This is a genomic window from Streptomyces sp. NBC_01808, assembly GCF_035917395.1.
Lineage (GTDB): Bacteria > Actinomycetota > Actinomycetes > Streptomycetales > Streptomycetaceae > Streptomyces.
Genome location: NZ_CP109072.1, coordinates 3,813,789 through 3,837,936 on the forward strand (window position 1 = coordinate 3,813,789; position 24,148 = coordinate 3,837,936).

At 73.4% G+C, this 24,148-nt stretch carries 23 protein-coding genes, 1 pseudogene and 1 riboswitch; of the genes and pseudogenes, 11 read left to right on the plus strand and 13 right to left on the minus strand.

Annotated elements, in window-relative coordinates; all coding sequences use genetic code 11:
* The first annotated feature begins 3 nt into the window (after window positions 1-3).
* On the plus strand, window positions 4-2,088 hold the full coding sequence (locus tag OG946_RS16475; RefSeq protein WP_326796858.1) for an iron ABC transporter permease: 2,085 nt from the start codon (window positions 4-6) through the stop codon (window positions 2,086-2,088).
* A gap of 48 nt (window positions 2,089-2,136) precedes the next feature.
* On the opposite strand, the gene OG946_RS16480 is transcribed toward OG946_RS16475, so the two are convergent.
* A complete protein-coding gene (locus tag OG946_RS16480; RefSeq protein ID WP_326796859.1) occupies window positions 2,137-2,481 on the minus strand; it encodes an ArsR/SmtB family transcription factor in 345 nt (114 codons plus the stop codon).
* Window positions 2,478-2,969, minus strand: a complete 492-nt coding sequence (locus OG946_RS16485) for an SRPBCC domain-containing protein (RefSeq protein WP_326796860.1) — start codon at window positions 2,967-2,969, stop codon at window positions 2,478-2,480. Before OG946_RS16485 ends, OG946_RS16480 begins: the two co-directional genes overlap by 4 nt.
* 133 nt (window positions 2,970-3,102) lie before the next feature.
* On the opposite strand from OG946_RS16485, the gene OG946_RS16490 reads away from it, so the two are divergent.
* Together OG946_RS16490 and OG946_RS16495 are read left to right on the plus strand one after the other, a co-directional pair.
* Window positions 3,103-3,972: an alpha/beta fold hydrolase gene (locus OG946_RS16490; protein ID WP_326796861.1), complete on the plus strand. Its 870-nt coding sequence runs from the start codon at window positions 3,103-3,105 to the stop codon at window positions 3,970-3,972.
* Window positions 3,973-4,262: 290 nt separating this feature from the next.
* Window positions 4,263-5,183 carry a YihY/virulence factor BrkB family protein gene (locus OG946_RS16495; protein WP_326796862.1) on the plus strand — a complete coding sequence of 307 codons (921 nt, stop codon included), beginning with the start codon at window positions 4,263-4,265 and terminating at the stop codon, window positions 5,181-5,183.
* Window positions 5,184-5,221: 38 nt separating this feature from the next.
* Here the strand turns inward: OG946_RS16495 and OG946_RS16500 are convergent, their stop codons facing one another.
* From OG946_RS16500 to OG946_RS16535, 8 genes are all read right to left on the minus strand, one after another.
* A complete protein-coding gene (locus OG946_RS16500; protein ID WP_326796863.1) occupies window positions 5,222-5,578 on the minus strand; it encodes a PRC-barrel domain-containing protein in 357 nt (118 codons plus the stop codon).
* A 20-nt stretch (window positions 5,579-5,598) separates the two neighbouring features.
* A complete protein-coding gene (locus OG946_RS16505; protein ID WP_442814626.1) occupies window positions 5,599-7,140 on the minus strand; it encodes a bifunctional phosphatase PAP2/diacylglycerol kinase family protein in 1,542 nt (513 codons plus the stop codon).
* Between the two features lie 203 nt (window positions 7,141-7,343).
* A complete protein-coding gene (locus tag OG946_RS16510; RefSeq protein WP_326796864.1) occupies window positions 7,344-8,240 on the minus strand; it encodes a SigB/SigF/SigG family RNA polymerase sigma factor in 897 nt (298 codons plus the stop codon).
* A 171-nt stretch (window positions 8,241-8,411) separates the two neighbouring features.
* Window positions 8,412-8,828: an STAS domain-containing protein gene (locus OG946_RS16515; RefSeq protein WP_326796865.1), complete on the minus strand. Its 417-nt coding sequence runs from the start codon at window positions 8,826-8,828 to the stop codon at window positions 8,412-8,414.
* Between the two features lie 76 nt (window positions 8,829-8,904).
* A complete protein-coding gene (locus tag OG946_RS16520; protein ID WP_326796866.1) occupies window positions 8,905-9,189 on the minus strand; it encodes a hypothetical protein in 285 nt (94 codons plus the stop codon).
* A 253-nt stretch (window positions 9,190-9,442) separates the two neighbouring features.
* Window positions 9,443-10,456, minus strand: coding sequence for an ABC transporter ATP-binding protein (locus OG946_RS16525; protein WP_326796867.1), 1,014 nt, complete (start codon window positions 10,454-10,456; stop codon window positions 9,443-9,445).
* The gene (locus OG946_RS16530) at window positions 10,426-11,463 is read right to left on the minus strand and encodes a FecCD family ABC transporter permease (RefSeq protein ID WP_326796868.1); all 1,038 of its coding nucleotides are present in this window, start codon (window positions 11,461-11,463) and stop codon (window positions 10,426-10,428) included. Before OG946_RS16530 ends, OG946_RS16525 begins: the two co-directional genes overlap by 31 nt.
* Window positions 11,460-12,317 carry an ABC transporter substrate-binding protein gene (locus OG946_RS16535; protein WP_326800271.1) on the minus strand — a complete coding sequence of 286 codons (858 nt, stop codon included), beginning with the start codon at window positions 12,315-12,317 and terminating at the stop codon, window positions 11,460-11,462. Before OG946_RS16535 ends, OG946_RS16530 begins: the two co-directional genes overlap by 4 nt.
* Before the next feature lie 179 nt (window positions 12,318-12,496).
* Window positions 12,497-12,679, minus strand: a riboswitch (cobalamin riboswitch).
* Between the two features lie 73 nt (window positions 12,680-12,752).
* Between OG946_RS16535 and OG946_RS16540 the strand changes: the two genes are divergently transcribed.
* The 6 genes from OG946_RS16540 (at window position 12,753) to OG946_RS16565 (ending at window position 16,572) form a co-directional block, all read left to right on the plus strand.
* Complete coding sequence (locus OG946_RS16540) at window positions 12,753-12,968, plus strand: type II toxin-antitoxin system VapB family antitoxin (protein WP_326796869.1); 216 nt, start codon at window positions 12,753-12,755, stop codon at window positions 12,966-12,968.
* Entirely contained in the window at window positions 12,965-13,387 is a 423-nt protein-coding gene (locus OG946_RS16545) for a PIN domain nuclease (RefSeq protein ID WP_326796870.1), read from the plus strand. The genes OG946_RS16540 and OG946_RS16545 overlap by 4 nt, the downstream gene beginning before the upstream one ends.
* A gap of 26 nt (window positions 13,388-13,413) precedes the next feature.
* Window positions 13,414-13,836 (plus strand): GNAT family N-acetyltransferase, encoded by a 423-nt coding sequence (locus OG946_RS16550; RefSeq protein ID WP_326796871.1) that lies wholly within the window; start codon window positions 13,414-13,416, stop codon window positions 13,834-13,836.
* 48 nt (window positions 13,837-13,884) lie between these two features.
* Window positions 13,885-14,253, plus strand: coding sequence for an ArsR/SmtB family transcription factor (locus tag OG946_RS16555; protein ID WP_027741432.1), 369 nt, complete (start codon window positions 13,885-13,887; stop codon window positions 14,251-14,253).
* 93 nt (window positions 14,254-14,346) lie between these two features.
* Window positions 14,347-15,645, plus strand: a complete 1,299-nt coding sequence (locus OG946_RS16560) for an MFS transporter (protein ID WP_326800272.1) — start codon at window positions 14,347-14,349, stop codon at window positions 15,643-15,645.
* Between the two features lie 132 nt (window positions 15,646-15,777).
* Window positions 15,778-16,572 carry a hypothetical protein gene (locus OG946_RS16565; RefSeq protein WP_326796872.1) on the plus strand — a complete coding sequence of 265 codons (795 nt, stop codon included), beginning with the start codon at window positions 15,778-15,780 and terminating at the stop codon, window positions 16,570-16,572.
* A 39-nt stretch (window positions 16,573-16,611) separates the two neighbouring features.
* Here OG946_RS16565 and OG946_RS16570 read toward each other — a convergent pair whose 3' ends face one another.
* Together OG946_RS16570 and OG946_RS16575 are read right to left on the minus strand one after the other, a co-directional pair.
* The gene (locus OG946_RS16570) at window positions 16,612-17,934 is read right to left on the minus strand and encodes an FAD-binding oxidoreductase (protein ID WP_326796873.1); all 1,323 of its coding nucleotides are present in this window, start codon (window positions 17,932-17,934) and stop codon (window positions 16,612-16,614) included.
* 147 nt (window positions 17,935-18,081) lie between these two features.
* Window positions 18,082-18,750: a hypothetical protein gene (locus OG946_RS16575; protein WP_326796874.1), complete on the minus strand. Its 669-nt coding sequence runs from the start codon at window positions 18,748-18,750 to the stop codon at window positions 18,082-18,084.
* A 212-nt stretch (window positions 18,751-18,962) separates the two neighbouring features.
* Here OG946_RS16575 and OG946_RS16580 point away from each other — a divergent pair, with 212 nt between their 5' ends.
* Window positions 18,963-19,838, plus strand: coding sequence for a hypothetical protein (locus tag OG946_RS16580; RefSeq protein ID WP_326796875.1), 876 nt, complete (start codon window positions 18,963-18,965; stop codon window positions 19,836-19,838).
* A gap of 15 nt (window positions 19,839-19,853) precedes the next feature.
* Here the strand turns inward: OG946_RS16580 and OG946_RS16585 are convergent.
* Window positions 19,854-20,858 (minus strand): annotated as a pseudogene (locus OG946_RS16585) (MFS transporter); the annotation flags it as partial.
* Between the two features lie 1,121 nt (window positions 20,859-21,979).
* Here OG946_RS16585 and OG946_RS16590 point away from each other — a divergent pair.
* Window positions 21,980-23,998 carry a recombinase family protein gene (locus tag OG946_RS16590; protein WP_326796876.1) on the plus strand — a complete coding sequence of 673 codons (2,019 nt, stop codon included), beginning with the start codon at window positions 21,980-21,982 and terminating at the stop codon, window positions 23,996-23,998.
* The last annotated feature ends 150 nt before the right edge of the window (window positions 23,999-24,148 follow it).

Sequence of the window (24,148 nt, forward strand, 5' to 3'; positions counted from 1 at the left end):
TCGATGGCCGTCACCGCCCCGGCCACCGCCGCCGCGCCCGCCCCGCCGCCGCCGACCGTGCGGTCCCGTACGGGCGCGGCGGTGGTGGCCGCCGGAATCGCGCTGCTGGTCGCGGCCCTCGCGGTCGTCGACCTGACCCAGGGCACCTCGGATGCGGGCACCGCCGAGGTCTGGAAGGCGCTCACCGGCCAGGCGGACTCGGCCGACTCCTCCGTCGTCATCGCGTCCCGGCTGCCCCGGATGGTCGCAGGTCTGGTCGTCGGCGCGGCGCTGGCGATCGCCGGCACCGCCCTCCAGGCGGTCAGCCGCAACGTGCTGGCCTCGCCGGACACGCTCGCCGTCAACGCCGGTTCGTACGCCGCGCTGGGGCTGGCCGCCGCCACCGGGGTGTCACTGCCGCTGCTGGCGTCCTCCGGCATCGCGTTCGCCGGCGGGCTCGCCGCCGCCGCGGTGGTGCTGGGGCTCTCGGGCCTGGGCACGGGCACCGTACGGCTGGTGCTCGCCGGCAGCGCGCTGACACTCGGCCTGTACGCGGTCACCGAGGGGATGCTGCTGCTCTTCCCCGAGGAGACGCAGGGCCTCTACGAGTGGCACCAGGGCAGCATCTCGCAGAGCGGCTGGGACGGCGTCACGCAGATGCTGCCGCTCGCGGTCGCCGGGCTCGCCGGGCTGCTGCTGCTCTCCCGGCGCATCGACGCCCTGGCCCTCGGCGACGACGCCGCCCGCGGGCTCGGCGTCCCGGTACGCGCCACCCGCGTCACGGCGGTGCTGCTCGCGGTGCTGCTCGCCGCGGCGTCGGTGACGCTCGCGGGGCCGATCGGCTTCGTGGGGCTGTGCGCGCCGGCGCTGGTGCGGTCGGTCGCCCGCAGGTTCCGTACGTACGGCAAGACGCGGGCGGGCATTCCGCTGGCGGCGCTCCTGGGCATGGCGCTGGTGCTGGGCTCGGACGTGCTGCTGCGGGCCATGGTGCCGTCGGACACGGCGGTCTCCGTACCGACGGGCGTGGTCACGAGCCTCGTCGGCGCGGTGTTCCTCGTCGTGATGGCCGCCCGGCTGCGGGACACCGCGGGCGCGGCCGACACCGACAAGCTGCGCATCCGCAGCCACCGCACGTTCGTGGTCACCACGGCGGTGCTGGTGGCGGCGCTGGTCGCCGTCACCGTCATCGCACTGCTGGTCGGCGACACCAAGCTGCTCCTCGGGGACGTCGCCAACTGGCTGCAGGGCCGGGCGGGGCCGACCACCGAGGTGGTCCTGGACACCCGCGTCCCGCGGGTGCTCGCCGCGCTGCTGGCCGGCGCCGCGCTCGCGCTCTCCGGCACGATCGTGCAGGCCGTGACCCGCAACCCGCTGGCCGAGCCGGGCGTGCTCGGCGTCTCAGGCGGCGCGGCGCTCGGCGCGGTGCTGCTGGTGACGACGGTGTCGGTGCCCAACTCGTGGGGCCTGTCGGCCGCCGCGCTGGGCGGCGCGGCGCTCACCTCGGTCGGGGTCTTCGGGCTCGCCGCCCGCGGCGGGTTCCAGCAGAACCGACTGGTGCTCGTCGGCATGGGCTTCGCCACCGCCTCGACGGCGCTGATCAGCCTGCTGATCGTGCTGACCGACCCGTTCAACGCGACGATGGCGCTGACCTGGCTCTCCGGCTCGACGTACGGGCGGACGCTGCCGGACGTCGTACCGCTGGCGATCGTCCTGGTCGTGGGGCTCGCCATCGCGCTGGTACGCCGCCGGGAGCTGGACCTCGTCTCGCTGGACGAGGACACGCCGCGGCTGCTCGGCCTCGACCTCGGCCGCAGCCGGCTGTGGCTGCTGATCCTGAGCGTCGTGCTGGCCGGCACGGCGGTGTCGGCGGCGGGCACGATCGGGTTCGTCGGCCTGGTGGCGCCGCACGCGGCGCGGGCGCTGGTGGGCCGGCAGCACACCCGGGTGGTCCCGGTCGCGGTGCTGCTGGGCGCGGTGCTGGTGTGCACGGCGGACGTCATCGGCCGCTCGGTGATCGCCCCGGCGCAGCTCGGCGCGGGCCTGATGACGGCGGTCATCGGCACGCCGTACTTCCTGTACCTCCTGGTACGCAGCCGCGCCGCCCGGTGACGCGCGAACCCCCTCCCCGGTTGCCCGGGGAGGGGGTTCCGCTTGGAGTCAGCTCGGCGGCTGCGGGTCGGGGCCGGGCTGTTCCGCCAGCTCCTTGATCCGCAGCAGGCGGGTCTCCCAGGCCCGGCCGATCCGGTCCAGCTCCCGGGCGAGCGCGTTGAGGCGGGCGCCCACGGCCACGTACACGACCTCCCGGCCGCGTTGCTCGGACTCGACCAGACCGACCTCGCGCAGCACGTCGAGGTGCTTGCCGATGGCCTGCCGGCTGACCGGCATGACCTTGGCCAGCGCGGACGCCGACATCGGGCCCTCGCCGAGGCGGGTGAGTATCGTCCAGCGCGTCGGCTCGCCGAGCGCGGCACACACGACGGCGGGGCCGGCGGCCGCGGTCACGACCGCGGCGCCGCGGCGGCGGTCTTCTCGACGTACCGCTTGCCGGCCGCCAGCTCCTCGGCCCAGCCCACGTCGTTGCCCTCGCGCTCCTTGAGCCAGGCGGACCGCTCGTCGAAGAGGCGGGAGAAGCCGCTCTCCACGACGCGCAGCGTCACGCCGCCGGGGCGCTCGTCGATCCAGAACTCGACGAGGGTCGAGCCCTTGGCCCCCTGCTGGTTCCGGCCGGTGAGCCAGCGGAAGGCGGCGTAGCGCGGCTTGTCCAGCTCCACGGTGCTGAACCGGAACTCGCCGAGCCTGTCGCCGCGGACGACGGCCACGTCCCCCTCGTAGCTCAGGTCGGGCTCGGGGTCGACCTCGCCCTCGTTGATGTACCAGCCGGGGCGTACCACCAGGTCCCAGACCCGGGCGGCGGGGGCGTCGATGTCGATCTGGCGGGCGACCCGGTCGAGCTCCGCCAGCTCCGCGTCGGTGTACGCGATGTCGTTCACGGTTCCTCCTCGTGGGTCTATCTGCAACCACAGAATTGCACATGGGCTCGGTTTGCTGCAACCGTAGAGTTGCAGTTAGGCGAGTCGCATCCGGCGCCGATGAGTTTGCGCCCGCCAGACCGTCTGCACGGACATGGACACACACACGCTGAACCTCCCCGGCGCCGACCTCGTCTACGACGTGCGCGGCCCCCTGCCGACCGCCGACGGCCGCCCCCCGCTGCTGCTCATCGGCCAGCCCATGGACGCCAGCGGCTTCCGTGCGCTGGCGGCGCAGTTCACGGACCGCACCGTCGTCACGTACGACCCCCGCGGTCTGGGCCGTAGCACCCGCAAGGACGGCCGCCATGACCACAGCCCGCAGACGCAGGCCGAGGACGTGCACGCCCTCATCGCCGCGCTGGGCGCGGGCCCGGTCGAGCTGTTCGGCAGCAGCGGCGGCGCGGTGACGGCGCTGGCGCTGGTGACCGCGTACCCGGAGGACGTCACCACGCTCGTCGCGCACGAGCCGCCGATCATCCCGGCGCTCCCCGACGCCGAGGCCGCGGAGCGGGCCCGGCAGGGGATCACGGACGCGTACAACGCCAAGGGCTGGGGCACCGGCATGGCGGCGTTCATGGCCTTCGGTGCCTGGGAGGGCGAGTTCACCGACGCCTACTTCGCGCAGCCCGCGCCGGACCCGGCGGCCTTCGGCATGCCCGCCGACGACGACGGCAACCGCGACGACCCGCTGCTCTCGGACGCCTCCTGGGCCGTCAGCGGCTACCGCCCGGACCCGGCCGCGCTCGCCGCCGCGCCGACGCGCGTGGTCATCGCGGTGGGCGAGGAGTCCGGCGACACCTTCACGGCCCGTACGGCACGCAGCACGGCCGCGCTGCTCGGGCAGGAGGCGACGGTCTTCCCCAGCCACCACGGCGGCTTCCTCGACGCGGAGTTCGGCTACGCGGGCCAGCCGGAGGCGTTCGGCGCGAAGCTGCGGGAGGTCCTCGACGCGAGCGCGTGAGCAGACGCCGCGCCATGTCCGTACGTCACTTACACCGCGCGGTGCGCCTCCCTCGCGCACCCCGCACCGCTCACCTCCACCGCACCGGGACAGCCGCGGCGCGGGCCGGACACGGGGCCGGCCCGCGCCGCGGCGTATGTTCGGGCATACGACCGGCGCACACGGGTCTCCCGCCCCTGTTCGCCCCCGTCTGTTACGGGCCCGCGCCGGGCACACGGTAGACAGGAGGGGTCCGCGGCGGTGAGCCGGGCGGGCGTCGGCGGAGCGAGCGACGATCGGAGTCTGGGCCGATGAAGCGTGGGGTGCACGCACGGGGCAGATGGGCGAACGGGGCGCGCTACCGCGCCGCCCTGCGCCGTACCCCGGTGGCCCTCTGGAACGACGACATCAGCGACTGGGCCGCCGCCCTCACGTACTACGCCATACTCACGGTCCTGCCCACGCTCTTCGTCACCCTCACCGTCATCGGCCTCGCCGACCCCTCCGGCACCGAAGCCCTCATCGCCTACATCGCGGGGCTCGCCCCCACCGGCACCGACACCGCGCTCAACGACGCCCTCCACGACGTCACCCGCGGCCACTCCACCGCCTGGATCCTCACCACCGTGGGCACCGCCAGCGCCGTCTGGTCCGCGTGCAGCTTCCTTTCCGTCTTCCGCCGCGCCCTGCACGCGATGTACGGCACCTCCGACAGCCGGCCCGTGCTGCGCCGCGCGCCCGCGATCCTCGCGATGGCGCTGCTGCTGCTGACGCTGCTGGTGTCCGGCGCGCTGACGCTCGTGGTCACGGGGCCCGGCATGCGGGCGCTGGGGCGGCCGCTGGGGATGGGCGAGCAGACGGCGGCGCTGTGGGACTTCCTGCGCTGGCCGTTCCTGGTCTTCGTGGCGGCGCTGCTGGTGCTGCTGCTCTTCCGCTCGGGGCCGCCGGAGTCGCGCGCCGTGTCGCACGCCGTGCCGGGCGGGCTGCTGGCGGGCGTGCTGTGGCTGCTGGCGTCGGTGGGGTTCGCGATGTACGCGTCGTACGCGGCGGGGACGTACAGCAGGCTGTACGGGTCACTCGCCGGGGTCGTCGTCTTCCTGATCTGGCTGTGGTTCTCGAACCTGGCGCTGCTGGCGGGTGCGCAGTTCAACGCGCTGCTCGCGCGCGGCGAGGACACGCCGGAGGCGGCACGCCCGCCGCGGCGCCCTGCGGTGCCTGCCGTACCGCGGTGAGGACCGCGGCGCCCTGACGCACCGGGCCGGGGGCGGGTTCAGCGGCGGGCCAGCCGGCGTTCGCCCGCCGCGCCCGACTCGTACGCCAACTCGTAGTGCTTGAAGACCGCCGGCTCCTCCTCGAACGTCAGCTCCCCGTCCGTGTCGATCGACGGCGCGGACTTGACCTGGCCCTTGTCGTACGCGACGGTCACGTACCCGGGGCTGACGGACGCGCCGTCCAGCGGGACGAACACCAGCCGCTTGCGCCCGGGCACGCCCGCCTTGACGGTGGCGAAGGACGGTACGTCCGTACGGGTGTCGACGTAGACGGACTCCATCTCGCCGATCTTGCCGCCGTCCGCGCCGCGGACGGGGTGGCCGCGCCACTCGCGGATGTCGTGTGCCTCGAACATGCGGACCTCCCGGGGATGCGTCAGCTCCTGGCCGGCCGGTAGACGGTCAGCGCTCTTTCGAGCTTATCCAGCTCAAACGCGGTCGGCGCGGGGACGACCTCCCCGTCGTAGGCCATCCGCGTACCCTCCGGCAGCCCCGAGACGACGATCCGGCGCAGCCGCCCCGCCGCGTACAGCCGGGTCCTGGCGAGGCCCCCGGCCAGGGCCGTGGCCAGCAGCCGGGCCCGCGCGAAGTCCCCCGCGCGGGCGATGCGCACGTCCAGCACCCCGTCGGCGAGGTTGTCGCGGCGCACGGGCGCGATGCCCACGCTGTGGTACGCGCCCGCGCCCGCGAACAGCAGCCACACCTCCCGCCGCCGGCCGTTGATCCGCGCGCTGACCGGTTCCGCCGTACGCATGACGCGCAGCACCGCCGCGACCGTGCCCGGCGGCCCGCCGAGCGGCGGCGAGAAGCGCTCGCGCCACCGCACCAGCTCGGGGTAGACGCCGAGGCTGAAGGTGTTCAGGAAGAGGACCGGCGGGCCCGCGGGCTTCCCCGGCTCCCCCGGGCGGAGCCGGCCGACGTCCACGGCGACGGCGCTGCCGCGCGCCACCGCCTCGCCGGCCTCGGCGATGCTCGCCACCCCGAGGTCGGCGGCGAAGTGGTTGAACGTGCCGCCCGGCAGCACCGCCAGCGGCACGCCGTGCCGCAGGGCGGCCTCCGCCGCCGCGGCCACCGTGCCGTCCCCGCCGCAGACGCCGAGGGCACCGCCGTGCCGCGCCGCCTCCCGCGCCGCGGTGTCCAGCAACTCGGGCAGCGGTCCCGCCCCGGGCCCGGCCGGAGTATCGGCCACCGCCACCCGGGCTTCCGGCAGCACGGCCGCGAGCTGCCGTACCGGGTCGGCGTACTGCTGCCCGCCGGAAGCGGGGTTGACCACGGCGTACAGCCCGGCTCCCGCGGGCAGCGCGGGCGCCCCGGCGGGCGGCGGCGCCGGGTGCGTCCCGCGGGCGCGGGGCGGCACCAGGCGGCGTACGACGAGCGCCGCGCCCAGCCCGAGCGCGGCCCCGGCGAGCACGTCGCTGGGGTAGTGGACGCCGGTGTAGATCCGGGAGAAGCCGACCGACCACGCGACCGGCGCCAGCGCCGCCCCCCAGCGCGGCGACTCCATCGCGACGCCGCACACGAAGGCGGCGGCGGAGGCGGTGTGTCCCGAGGGGAAGGACGACGTGATCGGCTGGCGCGTGAGATGCCGGATGACGGGCACTGCGTCGAGCACCGGCCGGGCACGGCGGAACGCGCCCTTGCCCGCCGTGTTCGCCGTCGCGGAGGCCAGCGCCAGCGAGCCGAGCCCGCGCAGCGCGGCGCGGCGTCCGCGCGGGCCGCCGAGCGCGGCGACGGCCGCGGCGGTGCCGAACCAGAGGACGCCGTGGTCGGCGCCCCGGCTCAGCCGTGGCAGCACCGGCTCGGCGCCGGGCCAGCGGGTCGCGGCGACCCGGGCGAAGAGCACGTGGTCCGCCCGGCGCAGCCGCCGGGCCACCGTGGGCCGGCCGCCGCGCCGGGCGGCGGCGACGTCCTCGTACAGGCCGCGCCCGACGCCCCGCAGCACCCGCGCCGCCCGCCGCACACCGGGCCCGCCGGGCCGCCGGGCGGCGGCGAGGCCCTCGGCCGCGGCCCGGGCGGCGGCCCGCGCCGAGCGTCCCGCCTCGGCGATCCCGGTCGCCTTCCGGTGCCGTACGCGGCCGGGGCGCCCGGCTCGCCCGCCCCGCCGCAGGCGCGCGCCCGCGCTCACGCCGGCTCGGTCAGTCCCTCGCGCAGGCGTCTGAGGATCGAGGACAGCAGCCGGGACACGTGCATCTGCGAGATGCCCAGCTCCGTGCCGATCTCGCTCTGCGTCATCTCGGCGCCGAACCGCAGGTCGAGCACCTTGCGGTCGCGCTCCGGCAGCGCCTCGACCAGCGGTTTGAGCGACACCAGGTTCTCGACCTTCTCCAGGTCGGGGTCCGTCACCCCGGTGCGCCGCGCGAGGAAGGACTCGCCCTCCTCGTCGGCGGCGTGGTAGTCGAGCGACGACGTCTTGTACGCGTTGGCGGCGACCAGCCCCTCGACGACCTCGTCCGGGTCGAGACCGGTCTGCTCCGCCAGCTCCGCGACGCTCGGGCCGCGGCCCAGCGTCTGCTCCAGCCGCGCGCTCGCCTTCGCCAGCGTCAGCCGCCGCTCCTGCATCCGCCGCGGCACCCGCACCGCCCAGGAGGTGTCGCGGAAGTGGCGCTTGATCTCGCCCGTGATCGTGGGCAGCGCGAAGGTGGGGAACTCGGTGCCCTCACCGAGGTCGTAGCGGTTGATCGCCTTGATCAGGCCGACGGTGCCGACCTGCACGACGTCCTCGCGGGACTCGCTGCGCAGCCGGAAGCGGCTGACGGCGTAGCGGACGAGCGCGAGGTTCAGCTCGACGAGGGTGTTGCGGACGTACGAGTACGCGTACGTGCCCTCCTCCAGCTCCGCCAGCCTGCCGAAGAGGATCCGGGACAGGGCGCGCGCGTCGGCGGTACTCGCCTCGCGCAGCTCGGGCGGCGGCGGCAGGTCGAGGCCGGCGAGCGGGTCGGTGGCCGGGCCGGTGCCCGTGTCGACGGCCGTGCCGGGGCCGGTCCCGGGTCCGTGGTCACGCGTCACGAATGTCGTCATGGTGTCCCCCTGATGTGGACTTCTGCTCGACAGGCGTTGTGTGCAGCTACCCGTCATCACGGCGGCTATACCTGACCGTTACTTTGCACCCGTAACCAACATGGTCCGACAACATCCCTTCCAGCTCGCATTTCCGCCCGTCCCTGGGCCATGTGCAGCACGCGTCAACTATCAGGGCGCAGGGGGGCGCGCGGCACCCGGGACCGCGCTGGGGGGCCAGCGAGCCCGCAGCGGCTCCGGCACGTGCTCCAGCGCCTCCCGCACACTGCGGTACGCGGCGATCATGTCGGTGCTGCCCGTCTGCTCCAGCAGGTACGTCACCCGCCGGCCGACGGCGGCGAGCAGCAGCTCGCCGCCCTGCCGGCGCAGCAGCCAGCGCACCGCGAAGAGGCAGTTGAGGCCGCGGGAGTCGCAGAAGGTGAGCGTGGTGAGGTCGAGGACGACGTAGCGGTGCCCGGAGTCCACGCACGACCCCACGGTGTCGAGGAACAGCCGCTCGCCCCCGTGGTCCAGTTCGCCGCCGACGCGGATCACCGCGCACTGCGCACTGGAGCTGAGCACGTACAGCGACAGCCGGTGTCCCCTCATCGTCCCTCCCTGGTCCTCCGGTCCCGCGGACTGCGGTCCTGCGCCTCCGGTCCCGCGGCTGACGCGCGGTGTCAGGTCACCACCGTTTGACGGTCCTGGACACCGTGTGCCCGACCGCGAGGTAGACGAGGGCGGCGATCCCGTAATTGAGCAGGACCTGCCACCAGTCGGGGTCCACGGTGAACATGTCCCGGGACCAGCCCGCGAGCCAGCTCGCGATGTCGTGCACGAAGGCGACGAAGTCGTTCGAGCGGTTCGCGTCGAGGACGTACAGGAGTACCCACAGTCCGATCACGATCGCGGCCAGATCCGCGATGCCGGCGATCACCGACGACGCACTGGGTCTGCTTCTGTTCGACATGGACGGCGTCTTGCCGAGTAACGAATCGGTAAACGCCGCCCGGGGGCGGGCCTTCGGTGGCGTACGTCACGGGTACGGCCGGGGCGTACGCCACCGGCATGGCGGCGCGGGGGGCGGAGGCGGGGGCGCCGTGAGAATGCCGGGGCAGGCGTCCGTCACGTACGCAGGGAGCAGTCGCCGCAGCCGAGGGCGGCGACGTCGCCGAGCGCGGCGGCGACGACGGCCGGGGGCAGGGGCTGGTCGGCGGCGGAGGTCACGGTGCTCCCTTCGGGGCGGGGCTGGACGAGCCGGCGGCGGTGGGCGGGTCGGGTGGGTCGGGTGGGTCGGGTGGCTCGACGGCCGGTATCGCACCAGGAGATTCGGCGGCCCGGGCCGGGCTCGCGCCCTCCGACAGGCCCCCACCACCCGGCGCACCCGGGCCTCCCGCCGTGGCCGCCCCCGGCGGCGGCGCGTCCGGGAGCAGGGTGAGGTGGGGGCGGGACGTGCTCGGGTGGACGGCGACCTCCGCCACCACCCCGTACACCTCCGCGAGCAGCGCGGGCGTCAGCACGTCGGCCGGCGGGCCTGCGACGACCGCGCGGCCGGCCCGTAGCACGCAGATGCGGTCGCAGAACGCGGCCGCCAGATTGAGGTCGTGCAGGGCGACGAGGGCGGTGGCGCCGAGGCCGCGGACGAGGCGGAGCGCGTCGAGCTGGTGGCGCAGATCGAGGTGGTTGGTCGGCTCGTCGAGCACCATCGTGCCCGCGCGCTGCGCCAGCGCCCGCGCGATCAGCACCCGCTGCTTCTCGCCCCCCGACAGCCGGTCGAACGGCGCCGCGGCCAACTCCGCCGCCCCGACCGCCGCGAGGCTGGCGGCGATGACGGCGCGGTCGGCGTCGTCGTCCCCGGCGAAGGCGCGCTTGTGCGGCGTCCGGCCCATGGCCACCACGTCGTACACCGTCAGCTCGAAGGCGCCCGGGATCTCCTGGAGCACCGCGGCGAGCCGCCGCGCCAGCAGCTTGGGGGGCAGGGCGCGCACGTCGTCGCCGTCCAGGAGTACGCGCCCGGAGGTGGGCCGCAGCGCGCGGTAGACGGTGCGCAGCAGCGTCGTCTTGCCGGCGCCGTTGGGGCCGACGAGGCCGACGACCTCGCCGGGCGCGACGTCGAGGGACACCGCGTCGACGAGCGTGCGCCCGCCCGCGGTCACGGTGACGGACTCCAGCCGCAGGGCGCCGGGCGCGGCGGGCGCGTGGCCGGTCACCGGGCGGCCCCCCGGCGCATCAGCCACAGGAAGAACGGCCCGCCGGCCAGCGCCGTCAGCACTCCCACCGGGACCTCCTCGGGGCTGATCAGCGTGCGCGCCGCCAGGTCGGCGGCGATCAGGAACGCCGCGCCGAGCAGCGCCGCCGCGGGCAGCGCCCGCCGGTGGTCGGCGCCGGCGAGCAGCCGCACCACGTGCGGCAGGATCAGCCCGACGAACCCGATCGCCCCGCTGACCGCGACCGCCGCGCCGACCATCACGGCGACGAGCGCGAACATCGCGGAGCGGAAGCGGTGCACGTCCAGGCCGAGGGCGGCGGCGGCCTCCTCGCCGGCGAGGAGCAGGTTGAGCGGGCGGGCGACGGCCAGCAGCGCGACCGTACCGAGGACGACGACGGCCAGCGGGATCCAGATGAGCCGCCACGTGCTGCCGGCGAGGCCGCCGAGCATCCAGCGCAGCGCGGCCTGCGTCTTGTGCGGGTCGCCCGAGGTGACGATGAGGAACCCGACGACGGCGGACAGGACTTCGGCCATGGCGACGCCCGCGAGCACCAGGCGCAGCGACGTCATGCGGCCGTCGGTGCCGAGCGCGAGGAAGTAGACGGCGGCGAGCGCGGCGAGGGCGCCGGCGAAGGCCGCGAGCGGCAGGGTGAAGAGGCCGAAGACGGTGACGTTGAAGACCACGACGAGCACGGCGCCGACCGTGGCGCCCGAGGAGATGCCGAGCAGCATGGGGTCGGCGAGCGGATTCCGTACGAGCGCCTGCAGCGCCATCCCGCACACCGCGAGCCCCGCCCCCACCGCCCCGGCGAGCAGCACGCGCGGGAGGCGTACGTCCCACACGATGGTCTCGCGCACGGGCGTCCAGCCGGGGTCCGCGAGGGCGGGGTGGAGGCGGTGCAGGAGGATGCCCCAGACCTGGCCCGCGGGGACGCGGACGGAGCCGAGGGCGACGGCGGCGGTGGCGGAGAGCAGCAGCAGGCCGAGAAGGAGAACGAGGAGGGCGGGAAAGGGCAGCGCCCGGGCCTTCGTCACCGGAAGCGGTCCGGGTGGAGCTGGCGGGCCAGGGAGTCGACGGCCTCCGGGACCCGTACGCCGAGGACGGTCGAGGACAGCGGCAGGACGGCGAAGCGCTTGTTCCGTATCGCCGGGACGTCTGTGAGCGCGGGGTGGGAGAGCAGGAACCGCTTCTTGTCGGCGACGGACTGGTCGCCGTAGTCGTAGATGACGACCACATCCGGCGCCCGGGCGGCGACCTGCTCGAACGACACGTCGCCGAAGGTCTTGCCGAGGCCGGCGAAGACGTTGGCGCCGCCGGCCAGTTCGATGATCTCGTTGCCGATCCCGCCGCCGCCCGCGGTGAACGCGGTCTTGTCCCCGCTGTCGTAGACGAAGACCTCCGCGGCCTCGGCCCCGGCGACCGCCTCCCGCACGCCGTCGAGCGTCCCGTGCAGCTCGCCGAGCAGCTTCTCCGCCCGCCGCGGGACGCCGAACACCTCGGCGACGGTGCGTATCTCGCGGTCCATGAGGTCCACCGTCACCGGCGGCTCGGCACACTCCTCCAGGCTGAGGTACGAGTCGATGCCGGCCCCGGCGAGCGCGTCGCGGCTGCGGCCCTCCTCGAAGGTGCTGGCGAACCCGCCGTAGACGAAGTCGGGTTCGGCGGCGAGAAGCGTCTCGTACGAGGGGTACCCGTCGGCGATCACCTCGATGCCGTCGTACGCCTCGCGGTAGGCGGGCGGGATCTGGTCGTCGAGATAGCCGGTGCCGACCATGGACTTCTCCAGCCCGAGGGCGAGCATGATCTCGGTGACGTGCTGATTGAGGGTCACGGCCCGCTCGGGGGGCCGCTCGTAGGTGGTCTCGACCCCGCAGTTGCCGACGGTCACGGGAAACCCGGGCGGCGACTCCCCCTCCGCCCGCCCGTCGTCCCGCGCGGGCCCCCCGCAGGCGGCGACGAGCAGCAGGGAAAGGGGAACGACCACACGCAACGACCGCACCGGGCCGCGCAGCAGGGCACGCACGACGACGCACGCTCCTCTCCGGGGAAATCCGCCCCAGATTCGCCGAGGAGGCGACGACGTGAGTCTCCTGGCTCTCGGTTCACCGCCGGCCCCTGGCCTTCCCACCCCCGCGGGGGCAGTGGCCTGTTCGGAGCCGGCTCACCGATCACAGTGGCGGGACCGCACCGGATTCACACCGGCTTCCTCGTTCCGCCGTCACCTTGGGAAGCGCCATCATCGCAGACGAACCCCCTCCGGGGGGAGAGGGAGTGCTACCGTTGATATCAAAGATGGCTTGATTGATATCAAGGGAGGTGCAGAGTGAGTCGTACGGTGATCGATCTGGACGACGGCCTGCTCGCCGACGTCGCGCAGGCCCTCGGCACGAGCACCAAGAAGGAGACGGTCAACACCGCGCTGCGCGAGGTGCTGGACAACCGGCGGCGGGCGCTGGCGCTCACGCGGCTGCGGGCCGCGGCCGAGGAGGGCGCGTTCGACCTCGACCTGCTTGAGGACAAGAGGGACTACCGCGGGTGAACGCCGCGCAGTACCTCGTCGACACCAGCGCGCTCGCCCGGATGATGCGCGGCGACGCCGAGCAGTTCGGGTGGGACCGCGCGGCCGCGGCCGGGCTCATCGCGGTCTGCCCCATCACCGAGCTGGAGTTCCTCTACAGCGCCCGCTCCGCCGACGACCGGGCGCGGGGCGTGGACGACCTGCGGACGATCTTCGGGTGGGTGCCGGTCGACGACCGGGCGTACGGCCGGGCCCTTCAGGTGCAGGAGGCGCTGACCAAGCGCGGGCAGCACCGCGGTGCGGGTCCGGTCGACCTCGTCGTGGCGGCCACCGCGGAGTTGCAGGGGCTGACCCTGCTGCACCGCGACCGGGACTTCGACGGCATCGCCGCCGCCACCGGGCAGGCCCTGCAATGGTACGGACCCGAAGCGGGGAAGTGACCGGCCGCTCGACTAGGGTGTAATGCATGACATCGATAGGTGACCCTTACGAGATACGGGCCGGGGTGCCCTCCGTCGCGGACTACCGGCGGTTGCGGACCGGGGCCGGGTTGTCGGACAAGGCGGCCGAGGCTGCCGCCGTGGGGTTGCCGCAGACGTGGTACGGGGTCGTCGTGTACCACCGCGGGGTGCCGGTGGGGATGGGGCGGGTCGTGGGGGACGGGGGCACCGTGTTCCAGGTGGTGGACATGTGCGTGCTGCCGGAGCACCAGGGGCAGGGGCTCGGGAAGCAGATCATGGCGGCGCTCGTCGCGGAGCTGGACCGGCGGGCGCCCGCCACCGCGTACGTGTCGCTCGTCGCCGACGGGCCCGCGCGGTTCCTGTACGAGAAGTTCGGCTTCGCCGACGTCGCCGGGCACGGCTCCATCGGCATGTACCGCGCCGGTTGAGCAGCCGCGACGCCCGCCCCGGGCCTCGTACGGCCATACGATGGGCGCATGCCGGAGCGCGACACCGCCCCCTCGCCCACCCCCGCCGTCCACCGTCACGAGTGGACGCCCGACCGGGAGCAGCTCGAAGCCGCGAGCACGGTCTTCGCGCTGCTCGCCGACGCGACGCGGCTGCACCTGCTGTGGCTGCTCGCCGAGGGCGAGGCCGACGTCACCGAGCTGGCCACCGCCAGCGGCGCCGCCCGGCCGGCCGTCAGCCAGCATCTGGCCAAGCTGCGCCTCGCCAACCTGGTGCACTCCAGGAAGGAAGGCCGCCGCGTCGTGTACTCGCTGCGCGACGGGCATCTGCGCGGCCTCGTCGTCGAGGCCCTCAACCACGCCGATCACCTCATGACCGGCGAGCCCTGGCACTCCTGAGCCGGTAACCGGCCCCGCGGGAATAGCACCGGGGCCCTCCTCTGCTTATCATGTGCGTATATGCGCACACGAGCACAGGAAGAGGCCAGGGCCATGTTCTCCGTACTCCGCAACCGCACCTACAGACACCTCTTCGCCGCCCAGGTCATCGCCCTCGTCGGCACCGGCCTCGCCACCGTCGCGCTCAGCCTCCTCGCCTACGACCTCGCCGGCGGCAACGCCTCCGCCGTCCTCGGCACCGCCCTGGCCGTCAAGATGGTCGCCTACGTCGGCATCGCCCCCGTCATCGGCGCCCTCGGCGACCGCATCCCGCGCCGCGCCCTGCTGGTCGCCGCCGACCTCGTGCGCGGCGTCGTCGCGCTCGCGCTGCCGTTCGTGACCGAGGTCTGGCAGATCTACGTGCTGATCTTCCTGCTCCAGTCCGCCTCCGCCGCGTTCACCCCGACCTTCCAGGCCACCATCCCCGAGGTGCTCCCCGCCGAGCGCGACTACACCCGGGCGCTGTCGCTGTCGCGGCTCGCGTACGACATGGAGAGCCTGTTCAGCCCCGTGCTCGCGGCCGGGCTGCTGACGCTCCTCACGTACGACCGGCTCTTCCTCGGCACCGCCGCCGGCTTCGTCGCCTCCGCCGCGCTGGTCGTCTCCGTGGCACTGCCGAAGCCGACGCCGCGCGAGACCGGCGGGGAGGGCGGCACGGAGAGCGGCGGGGTGTTCGCCAGGGCCGCGTACGGGATCAGGCTCTTCGGCTCCGCGCCCCGGCTCCGCGCGCTCCTGGCGCTCAACTTCGCCGTCGCGGCAGCCAGTTCGATGGTGATCGTCAACACCGTCGTTCTGGTCCGCGACCACTTCGCCCGCCCGGTCGGCGACGTCTCGCTCGCGCTGGGCGCCTACGGCGCCGGGTCGATGGCCGTCGCCCTGGCGCTCCCCCGGGTGCTGGAGCGGGTCGGCGACCGCGCGGTGATGCTGCCAGCGGCGTTCGTGCCGGCGCCGGTGCTGGCCGTCGTCGGCGCGGGCCTCGCGGCGGGGGTACGGACCTGGCCGGCGCTGCTCGCCGCGTGGGCCGTGCTCGGCGCGGCGACCTCGGCGATGGTGACGCCGACGGGGCGGCTGATCCGCGGCGCGGTGCCGGGGAAGGCGGACCTGCCGGCGGCGTTCGCGGCGCAGTTCTCGCTGTCGCACGTCGCGTGGCTGCTCACGTACCCGCTGGCCGGCTATCTCGCGGCGCGGGCGGGGACGGGGGTGGCGGCCGGCGCGCTGGCGGTCATCGGGCTCGCGGCGGCGGTGGCGGCGGTGCTGCTGTGGCGGCCGGCGGGCGCGGCGCGTACGGCCGGGCCGTATCTGCCGGCGCGCGGCGCGCGGCTCACCCGGGACCGTACGACCACCGCGGCGTAGCGCCCGCGTCTCAGCCCTGTCCGGGCCCCGCATGACGCGCGTCACCGCACCTCGATATACCCCTGGGGGGTATCTCTGCTACGCTGATCACCAGACAGACCGCACCGGATACGAAGGGCAAGGACACCCACCATGAACGCCACCCAGCACCACGACGCCGGCCACGGTCACCACGACGCCCACGCCCACCACGGTCACCACGCCCCCGCAGGACCCGCCGGGCTGGACAGCTCCGAGGACGGCTACACCCTCGCGCTGGAGACCACCGCGCTCCCCACGGGCGCCGAGACCGAGCTGCGCTTCCGCCTCCTCGGCACCGACGGCCGCCCGGTCGCCGACCTGACGCCCATCCACGACAAGCTCGTCCACCTGATCGTCGTACGCCGCGACCTCACCCGCTACGTCCACGTCCACCCCGCGGAGGCGGCCGACGGCACCTGGTCCGTCCGCGTCCTCCTCCCCGAGGCCGGCGCCTACCGCGTCTTCGCCGACTTCGCCCCCGCCGCGCTCGGCCGCACCCTCACCCTCGGCGCGGACCTGACGGCCGGCGACGGCGCCGGGCCCGCGCGCGAACTCCCCGCGCCCGCCCCGGCCTTCACCGTCGACGGCCGCGAGGTGACGCTCACCGGCGAACCGGCGGCGGGCGAGGGGCGGCGGCTGGAGTTCGCCGTCGCCCGCGACGGCAAGCCCGTCACCGACCTGCAGCCCTACCTGGCCGCGTACGGCCACCTCGTGGCGCTGCGCCGCGAGGACCTCGCGTACGTCCACGTCCACCCGGACGGCTCCCCCGGCGACGGGACGACCGAACCCGGCCCCGTCGTGGCGTTCCACGCGCAGGTGCCGGGCCCGGGGACGTACCGGCTGTTCCTCGACTTCAAGCACGAGGACGCCGTCCGCACCGCGGAGTTCACCGCGGTCGTGCGGTGACGGCGGTCGCCGGGGCCGCAAAGGCCGTCGGCAAAGGGGTCAGTCCTTGCCGACCGGGAAGTTGCTGCGGAACACCCCCTGCGGGTCGCGGGCGCGCTTGACGGCCCGCAGGCGGGCCAGGCTCTCCGGGCCGAAGACGTCCGCCGGGCTCTCGTCGGGGCCCAGGAACGTGTACGGCTTGCGACCCGCGACGTACGGGCCGAGGGCCTTCACCAGCGCGCTCCGGCGGGCGGGGATGCCGGCGGCCACCTCGGGGGAGAACGGGACGCCGAAGAGGTACAGCAGGTACGGCTCCGGCAGCGCGCCGTGCGGGGAGTCCGAGGGGCGGGCCAGCGCACCGCCGACGTGACGGATCTGGACGCCGAGCAGCGGCGCGATCGGCTCCGCGAGGAGCGCGTCGATCACGGTGTCGTCGACGGCCGTGAGCATCTCGGCGCGGCCGAGGCCCGGGCTGGGGTCGGTGGGCTCGGCGGTGATGGTGCCCAGCTCGTGGACGGGCAGCACGGCCCGGTTGTCGTCGATCCGGCCGGCGATCGCGTCGAACGGGCGCAGCAGCTCGGGCCCGGCGTCGCCGGCGCCCCCGCCGAGGTACGTGGTGTGGACGGCGACCATCGGGTCGGCGCCCGGGAGGTTCAGCAGCCCGGCCCAGACGGTCAGTTCGTCGGGCGCCGCGGCGGTCACCGAGCGGAAGACGTCGAGCACCTCGCGGGCCTGCGCGCCGGGCCACAGCATCTGGCCGCCGTAGAGGGCGGGCGCGGGGTGCAGGCGGAACTCCGTCGCGGTGACGAGCACGTAGTCGCCCCCGCCGCCCCGCAGCGCCCAGAACAGCTCGGGGTCGCTCTCGGCGGTCACCCGGGCGGGCACGCCCTCGGCGTCGACGACCTCGAAGGCGGTGACCGAGTCGGCCGCCCAGCCGTGCGCGCGGCTGAACCAACTGACGCCGCCGCCCAGCGTGTAGCCCGTCACCGAGACGACGGGCGAGCTGCCGGGCAGCCCGGTCAGCCCGTGCCGCGACGCCTCTTCCAGTACGCGCCCCCACTTCACCCCGGCGCCGACCCGCGCGATCCGCGCCGCGGGGTCGACCCGCACCTCGTCCAGCAGCCCGGTGCGCAGCAGAACGGCGCCCTCCACGGCCCCCGAGGCGCCGTGCCCCGCGGGCTGCGCGGCCACCGCGACACCGGCCCGCCGCGCATAACGGACCAGTGCGGCGACGTCGTCGGCGTCGGCCGCCTCCACGACGCCGCCGGCGGCGGGCTGCGGCACGGCCAGGTTCCACGGCTTGGTGGCCGCCTCGAAGCCGTCGTCGCCGGGCAGGAGCACCCGGCCGCGGACGGCGGAACGGAGTTCGGCGAAGCTGCTCATCTCGGATCCTTACGGAAGTCAGCAACAAACGGTTCGGATTCGAGCGTCTCGCGTGGGTCTGACATCGCGGCGCCCGGGGTGCCCGTACGGCGGGATCTTCCGGGGCGAACGGGACAGCGCGGGCGGCCCCCGCCGCCTACCGGCGGGCTAGAACTGCCCCGGCCGCCACGCGAGTTGGGCGCGGGCGTACGCGAACGCCGCCTCGGCGTCCAGTTCGCCCGTGTCCACCGGCACCGTCCGCCACGGCGTACGGGCCAGCACCCGCCGGGTCAGCTCCGTCTCCGCCCGCAGGTGGGCCGCCGCCGAGTCCAGGTCCCCTACGTGCCGCGTGCCCGGCGAGGAGCCCAGCTTCGCCACGTACCACTCCGCCCACCCGGCGCCCTCCCGGGCGACCGCCCGGCGCAGGGCCGCCCCGGGGTCATCGTGCACGTAGACGACCGTGACCTCCGCGGGGGCCACCGCCCGTACCAGGTCCTCGGCCACGCCCGCGACGGCGTCCTCGTCGTGGCCCCAGGCCACGAGCGACGGCACGAACGGCAGCAGCGCGTCCGTCACCAGGACGCCCGTCCCCGCGGCTGCCGCCTCCGCGACGTACGCGCGGACGCACGCGACCAGCGTCCCGGGGCGCACCGCCCCCGTACCGTCCGCGAACTCCTCGGCCACCGGGCGGAACGCCTCGCGCACGAGGATGTCGGCCTCCTCGAAGTGGTCGACCACCGCCCCGTCTTCGCGGAGCGCCGCGGCGAGGGCCCGGCAGAGGGTGGACTTGCCGACCCCGGGGCTGTTCCCGATCACGGACACGAGCTGAACGGTCATCGCGGCAGTCTCGCAGCCTCCGCCAGGCCCCGGAGGCGTGGGTGCGATGTCCGGAGGCGCGGCGGTCTGTACCACCTCCTGCAGTGTGAGATAGGTCTCACCGCCGCACTCCTTATGGGGATTCTTCATGCTCCGCGGGATTCCTGCGCTGGCACATTGATCCGGCGTCGGAGCACCTCTCGCCCCCACGCGACGGAAGGGACGCCAGGACAGTGACGACGATCTACTGCCCGCGGTGCGACAGCCGGCACGACCCGGCGGGAGCACCGTGGTGCGCGCAGCCGCGCCACGTGCCCGCGGTCCCCGAGATCTACGGGACCCTCGGCACCCCGGCGCTGCAGCTTCCCGCGGCGGAGTCGAGCGGACCCGCGCCCGGGGACCTGGAGCTGTTCGAGAACCACGACCGGACGGCGCCCCTGCCCGCGGTGGCGGAAGCCGCGCACGGCGGCGAGGGCGTGGGGGCGGAACTCGTGCCCGTACGGCCCCGGGCGCGGCACCGGCGCTACAAGCGGCGCAGCCGGCGGCTGGCCGGTCTCGCGGCCGCCGGGATGACCGTGCTCTCGGGCGGGCTGCTCGCCGCGAACGCCATAGGCGGCGGCGGAGGGGCCCGTACGGACGAGGCCGTGGCACGGGCCGACACCCCCGTGCAGCCGCTCCCGTCCGAGGAGCCCGGCAACGACGGCAGCGCCACCCCGGACGGCGACCGCCCCTCGGGCGCGGCGAAGCCGGACGGCGCGGAGCCCGCGGAACCGCGGACCGGGCCGACGAAGGCCGCCCGCGACGCGGGCCGGCCCACGGAGAGCCCGGCACCGACGAAGGACAGCCCGGCGCCGACGACCACCACCCCGGCGGAGGGGCGCGTCACGGCGCCGGATACGGCGGAACCCGAGTCGTCGTCACCGTCCACCGGCACCCCGACGCCCACGCCGACCAACGAGAGCGACACCGGCACCGGCACCGGCGGCGACAGCGGCGACAGCGGCGGCTCGAACGGCTCCGGCTCGGGCGGCTCGGACGGCGGCTCGGCCGAGGACTCCGACCGCGGCGGCCTCGAACTCGACCTCCCCCTCCTCAACGGCCTCCTCTGACGGCGCCGGCCACGCTCACCCGCCGTTCCGCGCCCCCGCGACCACCCCGCGGAACGGCGCCGCGACGAGCAGCGCCGCCAGGACGAGGACCCCGCTCGCCCACAGCGGCCCGCGGGTCCCGGCGGCGCCGATCGCGCCCGCGGCGACGAGCGGCCCGGCCACGGCGCCGACGTTCAGCGCCGCCGTCGCGTAGGCCCCGGCCATCGTGGGTGCGCCGGCGGCCTCGTACAGCACCCGCGTGATCAGCGTGCTGCCCACCGCGAACGACAGCGCCCCCAGCACGCACACGAGCCCGAGCAGCGCGACCGGATACCCGGCCAGCAGCCCCAGCAGCGGCCAGCCGACGAGCAGCAGCGGCCCCCCGGCGGCGACGACCGCACCGGGGCGCACGTCCGCGAGCCGCCCCGCGAAGGTGACGCCGGCGAACGACCCCGCCCCGAAGAGCACCAGCGCGACCGAGATCCACGGCTTGGCCAGCCCGGCGGTGTCGGTCACCAGCGGCGCCAGGAAGGTGAAGCTGCCGAACGTGGCCGCGTTCACCAGCGCGCCGAGCAGCATGACGAGGATCAGCCGCGGGCTCCTGAGCCGCGCGAGCTCCGACCGCAGAGCGGGCTCGCCCGCGGCACCCGGCCGCGCCCTGCGCCCGGGGATCCCCGCGAGGATGCCGAGGGCCGCGGGCAGGCACAGAGCGGCGACCGCCCAGAACGTGGCCCGCCAGCCGAACGCCGCGCCCAGCAGCGACCCGCCGGGCACCCCGGCGACCGTCGCCACCGTCGTACCCGACAGCAGGACGGCCAGCGCCCGCCCCTTCCGGTCGGGCGGTACGAGCCCTGCGGCGGTGGTCAGCGCGACGGCGAGGAAGCCCGCGTTCGCCAGCGCGGCGAAGAGCCGGGTCGCGAACAGCACCGCGAAGCTGCCGGTGAGGGCGCCCACGACGTGCGCCGCCGCGAACACGACGACGAAGGCGAGGAGCGTGCCCCGCCCCGGCCAGTTACGGGCGAGCGCGGCCACGAGCGGGGCTGTCTGCGGGTGCGGGAACGCCGGGACACTGATCTGATTCTCGGTCAAGGCATGGCGAAAGCAGGGTGGCACGCTGAACGGCTCAGCCTCCCGGGAACATTCCTGCTTTCCACTCCGGAGCATCACATGCCGGAAAGGGCGCGCGCCTTTCTCGTTGACGACGACGCCGTCAGCCGACATGCGGCGCTGCATGCGGGGAGGCGGCCGACACTGCCCCGCCCGGCACCCGTGCCCGCCAGGGACACGAGCGAGGTGGAGACAGGCGCAAAGCTCCCCGCACACCCGGACAGCCCTCGGAGCGCCCCGGAGACGCCCCAAGACCCGGAGACGGCACTCTGGACGGCCCTGCGGGAGGCAGGCCCGCAAGGGGCCACCGTGGGCCGCCTCATGGCTGCGTGCGGCATGGGACGGAGCTGGGTGTACGCCCGGCTTCGTCAGCACGCCGACGCCGGGCGCGCGGTGCAGCTCGCGCGCGGCAAGTGGCGAGCTGCCAACGCCGGTCATCACCAGCGCGGCACGACCAGCCCCGGCACCACCCAGCGGGCGCGGCGCTCTCGTGACCGCAGCCAGCAGCGACCCCCCAACCGCGACGGAAAGTAGCCGTCCTCGTCCGCGCATCGTCCACGGGGCCTCGCGCGCGCCTGCGCGTGTAGGCCGCGCACTCGTCCGTGGACGTACACGGTGGACGACCACAGTCAGTAACGGGCAGCCGGTTCCGCCTGGGGACAGTCACGCCCCGGGCGGAACCGGAATTCAAGCGCAGATCAAAGAAGGAGGAAAAGCCCAACATCGAGAAATGGAGGAAGATCTATGAAGGAGGAATCTGAAAGCAAATTGTCGATTCGATCCGACGCCCCCGAGGAACGCAGAGGGCTTCGACGGAAGACCGAAGAGACCAGCAACGGAGCATCCGTTGAAGTGATTTGGCACGCGGGCGCGACTCTCACCGAGACCGAGCGTCAGTGGCTCCTGCGACTTCTGTTTCAGAAATCCGCTAAAAGGCAACGTGAGCCACGCGCTAGTGACGACCCGTCAAGTGATGGCGTAAGATGCTCGAATCACAAGGTGCCCCGAGCGCGGCTGCCACCGCCCCGGGGCTGGCCGACTACTAGGGAGCCGACGTGGCCCATATAAGCACACCCACCCCCGCCTCTGTCCAGGCAGCGACCGAATTAGTTGGGCGGCGCGTCCTGCGCGCGGTTGATTACCTGCGGGTGTCGACCGAGGAGCAGAAGAAGGGTTATGGCGTTGCCAGTCAGGGGAAGAAGACCGGCCGCTACATTGAAAAGAAGTCGTGGAAACACGTAGGCACCTACGTAGACGACGGAGTGAGCGGCAGTCTTGAAGCCGACCAACGCGATGACCTTCAGCGGTTGATGGAGGATGCCCGCGCAGGACTTTTCGATGTCGTGGTCGTAAAAGAAGGCCGTGCTATTGGGCGCACCGGGCGCGCATTCTGGCGTTGGGTGTGGGAGTTGGAAGATCTCGGGATTTTCGTAGCCATCGCTGAGGGCGACGTCGACAACACCACAAAAGACGGCCGTTCGGAAATGCGGCGGCAGGCCGATTATGCCGAAACCGAATGGGAGACCATTCGGACGCGCACGCAGGACGGGTTGCAGGAGAAGGCCCTAGACGGCGGTTGGGTCGGCGGCATTCCACCGTTCGGCTATCGAATCAAAGACCAAGGAAAGAAGAAGCGCTCCCGTCTCGCGATCAACGAATCCGAGGCTGCTGTATTGCGGCGTGCCTGGGAACTCATTGTGCTGGAGAGAAAGAACTGTCGGCAGGCCGCTCAACGGCTCAATGAAGAAGGGCTTCACAGGCGGGACGGAAAGCCCTGGCGTCATTGGGGTCTGCGAAAGACAATGTCGTCGGATGCCGTCTCGGATGCGTGCAGCGTATTCCGCAACCCTGCGCGCGACGAGGGTGGCAGTTACAGCAAGACCAAGTTGAACCCGGACGGTTCACCGATGTTCGGGGACACGGTTGTGGTCCCGATCCCGCCCATCTTCGATGAGGACGAAAGGCGGAAGCTTAAGCTTGCACTGGACACGGGACGCCGGGGCCAAGTGAGCGGCAAGCACACTTACCCGCTTTCCGGTCGAATCTTCAATTCCCACGGCTGCGGGAGTCGTTACAACGGATCATGGCGCTCCGAGAGTGACGGGCGCTGGTACATCTGCTCCGGGAAGCAAGAAAAGTACCCGGGCAACAAACCATGCTCCTGCCAGCATGTAGATGCTGACGCGCTTGAGGCACGGGTTTGGCAAGAAGTTTGCGAACTCTTCCGTTCGCCGGAACAGCTCAAGTCGATGGCAGCCGAATGGCTAGAGATCTCGGCTGACCAAAAGAGCAACCATGCCCGCCGAATCAAAGAGCTTGATCGGCAAATCGAAGTCCAGAACAAGGCAATTGCTGCTGTCATCGTCATGGCAGCCAAAGAGGCGGTCGAATCGGGAGACGAAGACCCCCAGCCCGCCATCAAAGAGGCCACAAAGGACTTGAAGCGAGAGTTGGTAAAACTCCGAACACTTCGTGACGATGCCATCGAGTGGCAAGCCGAAACAGAAGCCTCCGAGATCCTCGCCAAGGATCTAGAAGATCTCGCTGCGATGGCGACCAAGGATCTTCCAGATCTCCCCTTGGAAGATCAGCGTAGGTTTCTTGCGCTGTGGAATGTAAGGGTGACTATCACGGGCCCTCGCCTGAAGACACGAAGGGGTCGCCCATGCTCGCTTGAGACGTGGTTCTACCAGAACGATCGGCTAGTGCCTGAATCTCTGCCGGACGAGGTATGGGAGAGAATTGAGCCTGATTTGCGCGGGAAGTCACGGACGATTCCTCCACGCCAAGTAGTAGAGGCGATTCTCTACAAGGCGCGCACAGGTGTGAACTGGGATGCCTTGCCCGCAGAGTTCGGCCATCACAGTACAATCCACTCGCGTTGCGCGCACTGGATCAACAGCGGCATGTGGGATCGGATCATGCATCACGTGCCCAATGAGGGAGTCCCGGCATTCAAGCGGGTCAGCCTGCCTCCGATTCGAATTGAAGGGGAGGTGGACCCCCGCTACTGCGGGAGTCGGAAACTGACAGATCAGGACCCCGTAGCGCAGACGACCAGGGCAAGCAGATAGAGCGGGAAGGGCATCGAGAGGCTCCGAGACGAGGAGAGGAAGGGGGAAGGCGTCTCGGTCACCGCGGGGTCAGCGCCCGGAGGGCGCGCACGTCCGGCCGCGCCGGGCGGCGCGGCGGCGGGGCTGCGGACTCAGTGGTTCAGGGGGCTG

What these genes read in the sequence shown, in the direction of transcription:
- OG946_RS16570 (WP_326796873.1), bottom strand. Translation starts at nt 17,934, where the DNA reads ATGAGCAGCTTCGCCGAACTCCGTTCCGCCGTCCGCGGCCGGGTGCTC.
- OG946_RS16495 (WP_326796862.1), top strand. Translation starts at nt 4,263, where the DNA reads ATGAAGCGTGGGGTGCACGCACGGGGCAGATGGGCGAACGGGGCGCGC.
- OG946_RS16560 (WP_326800272.1), top strand. Translation starts at nt 14,347, where the DNA reads ATGTTCTCCGTACTCCGCAACCGCACCTACAGACACCTCTTCGCCGCC.
- OG946_RS16510 (WP_326796864.1), bottom strand. Translation starts at nt 8,240, where the DNA reads ATGACGACATTCGTGACGCGTGACCACGGACCCGGGACCGGCCCCGGC.
- OG946_RS16490 (WP_326796861.1), top strand. Translation starts at nt 3,103, where the DNA reads ATGGACACACACACGCTGAACCTCCCCGGCGCCGACCTCGTCTACGAC.
- OG946_RS16575 (WP_326796874.1), bottom strand. Translation starts at nt 18,750, where the DNA reads ATGACCGTTCAGCTCGTGTCCGTGATCGGGAACAGCCCCGGGGTCGGC.
- OG946_RS16475 (WP_326796858.1), top strand. Translation starts at nt 4, where the DNA reads ATGGCCGTCACCGCCCCGGCCACCGCCGCCGCGCCCGCCCCGCCGCCG.
- OG946_RS16555 (WP_027741432.1), top strand. Translation starts at nt 13,885, where the DNA reads ATGCCGGAGCGCGACACCGCCCCCTCGCCCACCCCCGCCGTCCACCGT.
- OG946_RS16565 (WP_326796872.1), top strand. Translation starts at nt 15,778, where the DNA reads ATGAACGCCACCCAGCACCACGACGCCGGCCACGGTCACCACGACGCC.
- OG946_RS16520 (WP_326796866.1), bottom strand. Translation starts at nt 9,189, where the DNA reads ATGTCGAACAGAAGCAGACCCAGTGCGTCGTCGGTGATCGCCGGCATC.
- OG946_RS16515 (WP_326796865.1), bottom strand. Translation starts at nt 8,828, where the DNA reads ATGAGGGGACACCGGCTGTCGCTGTACGTGCTCAGCTCCAGTGCGCAG.
- OG946_RS16550 (WP_326796871.1), top strand. Translation starts at nt 13,414, where the DNA reads ATGACATCGATAGGTGACCCTTACGAGATACGGGCCGGGGTGCCCTCC.
- OG946_RS16500 (WP_326796863.1), bottom strand. Translation starts at nt 5,578, where the DNA reads ATGTTCGAGGCACACGACATCCGCGAGTGGCGCGGCCACCCCGTCCGC.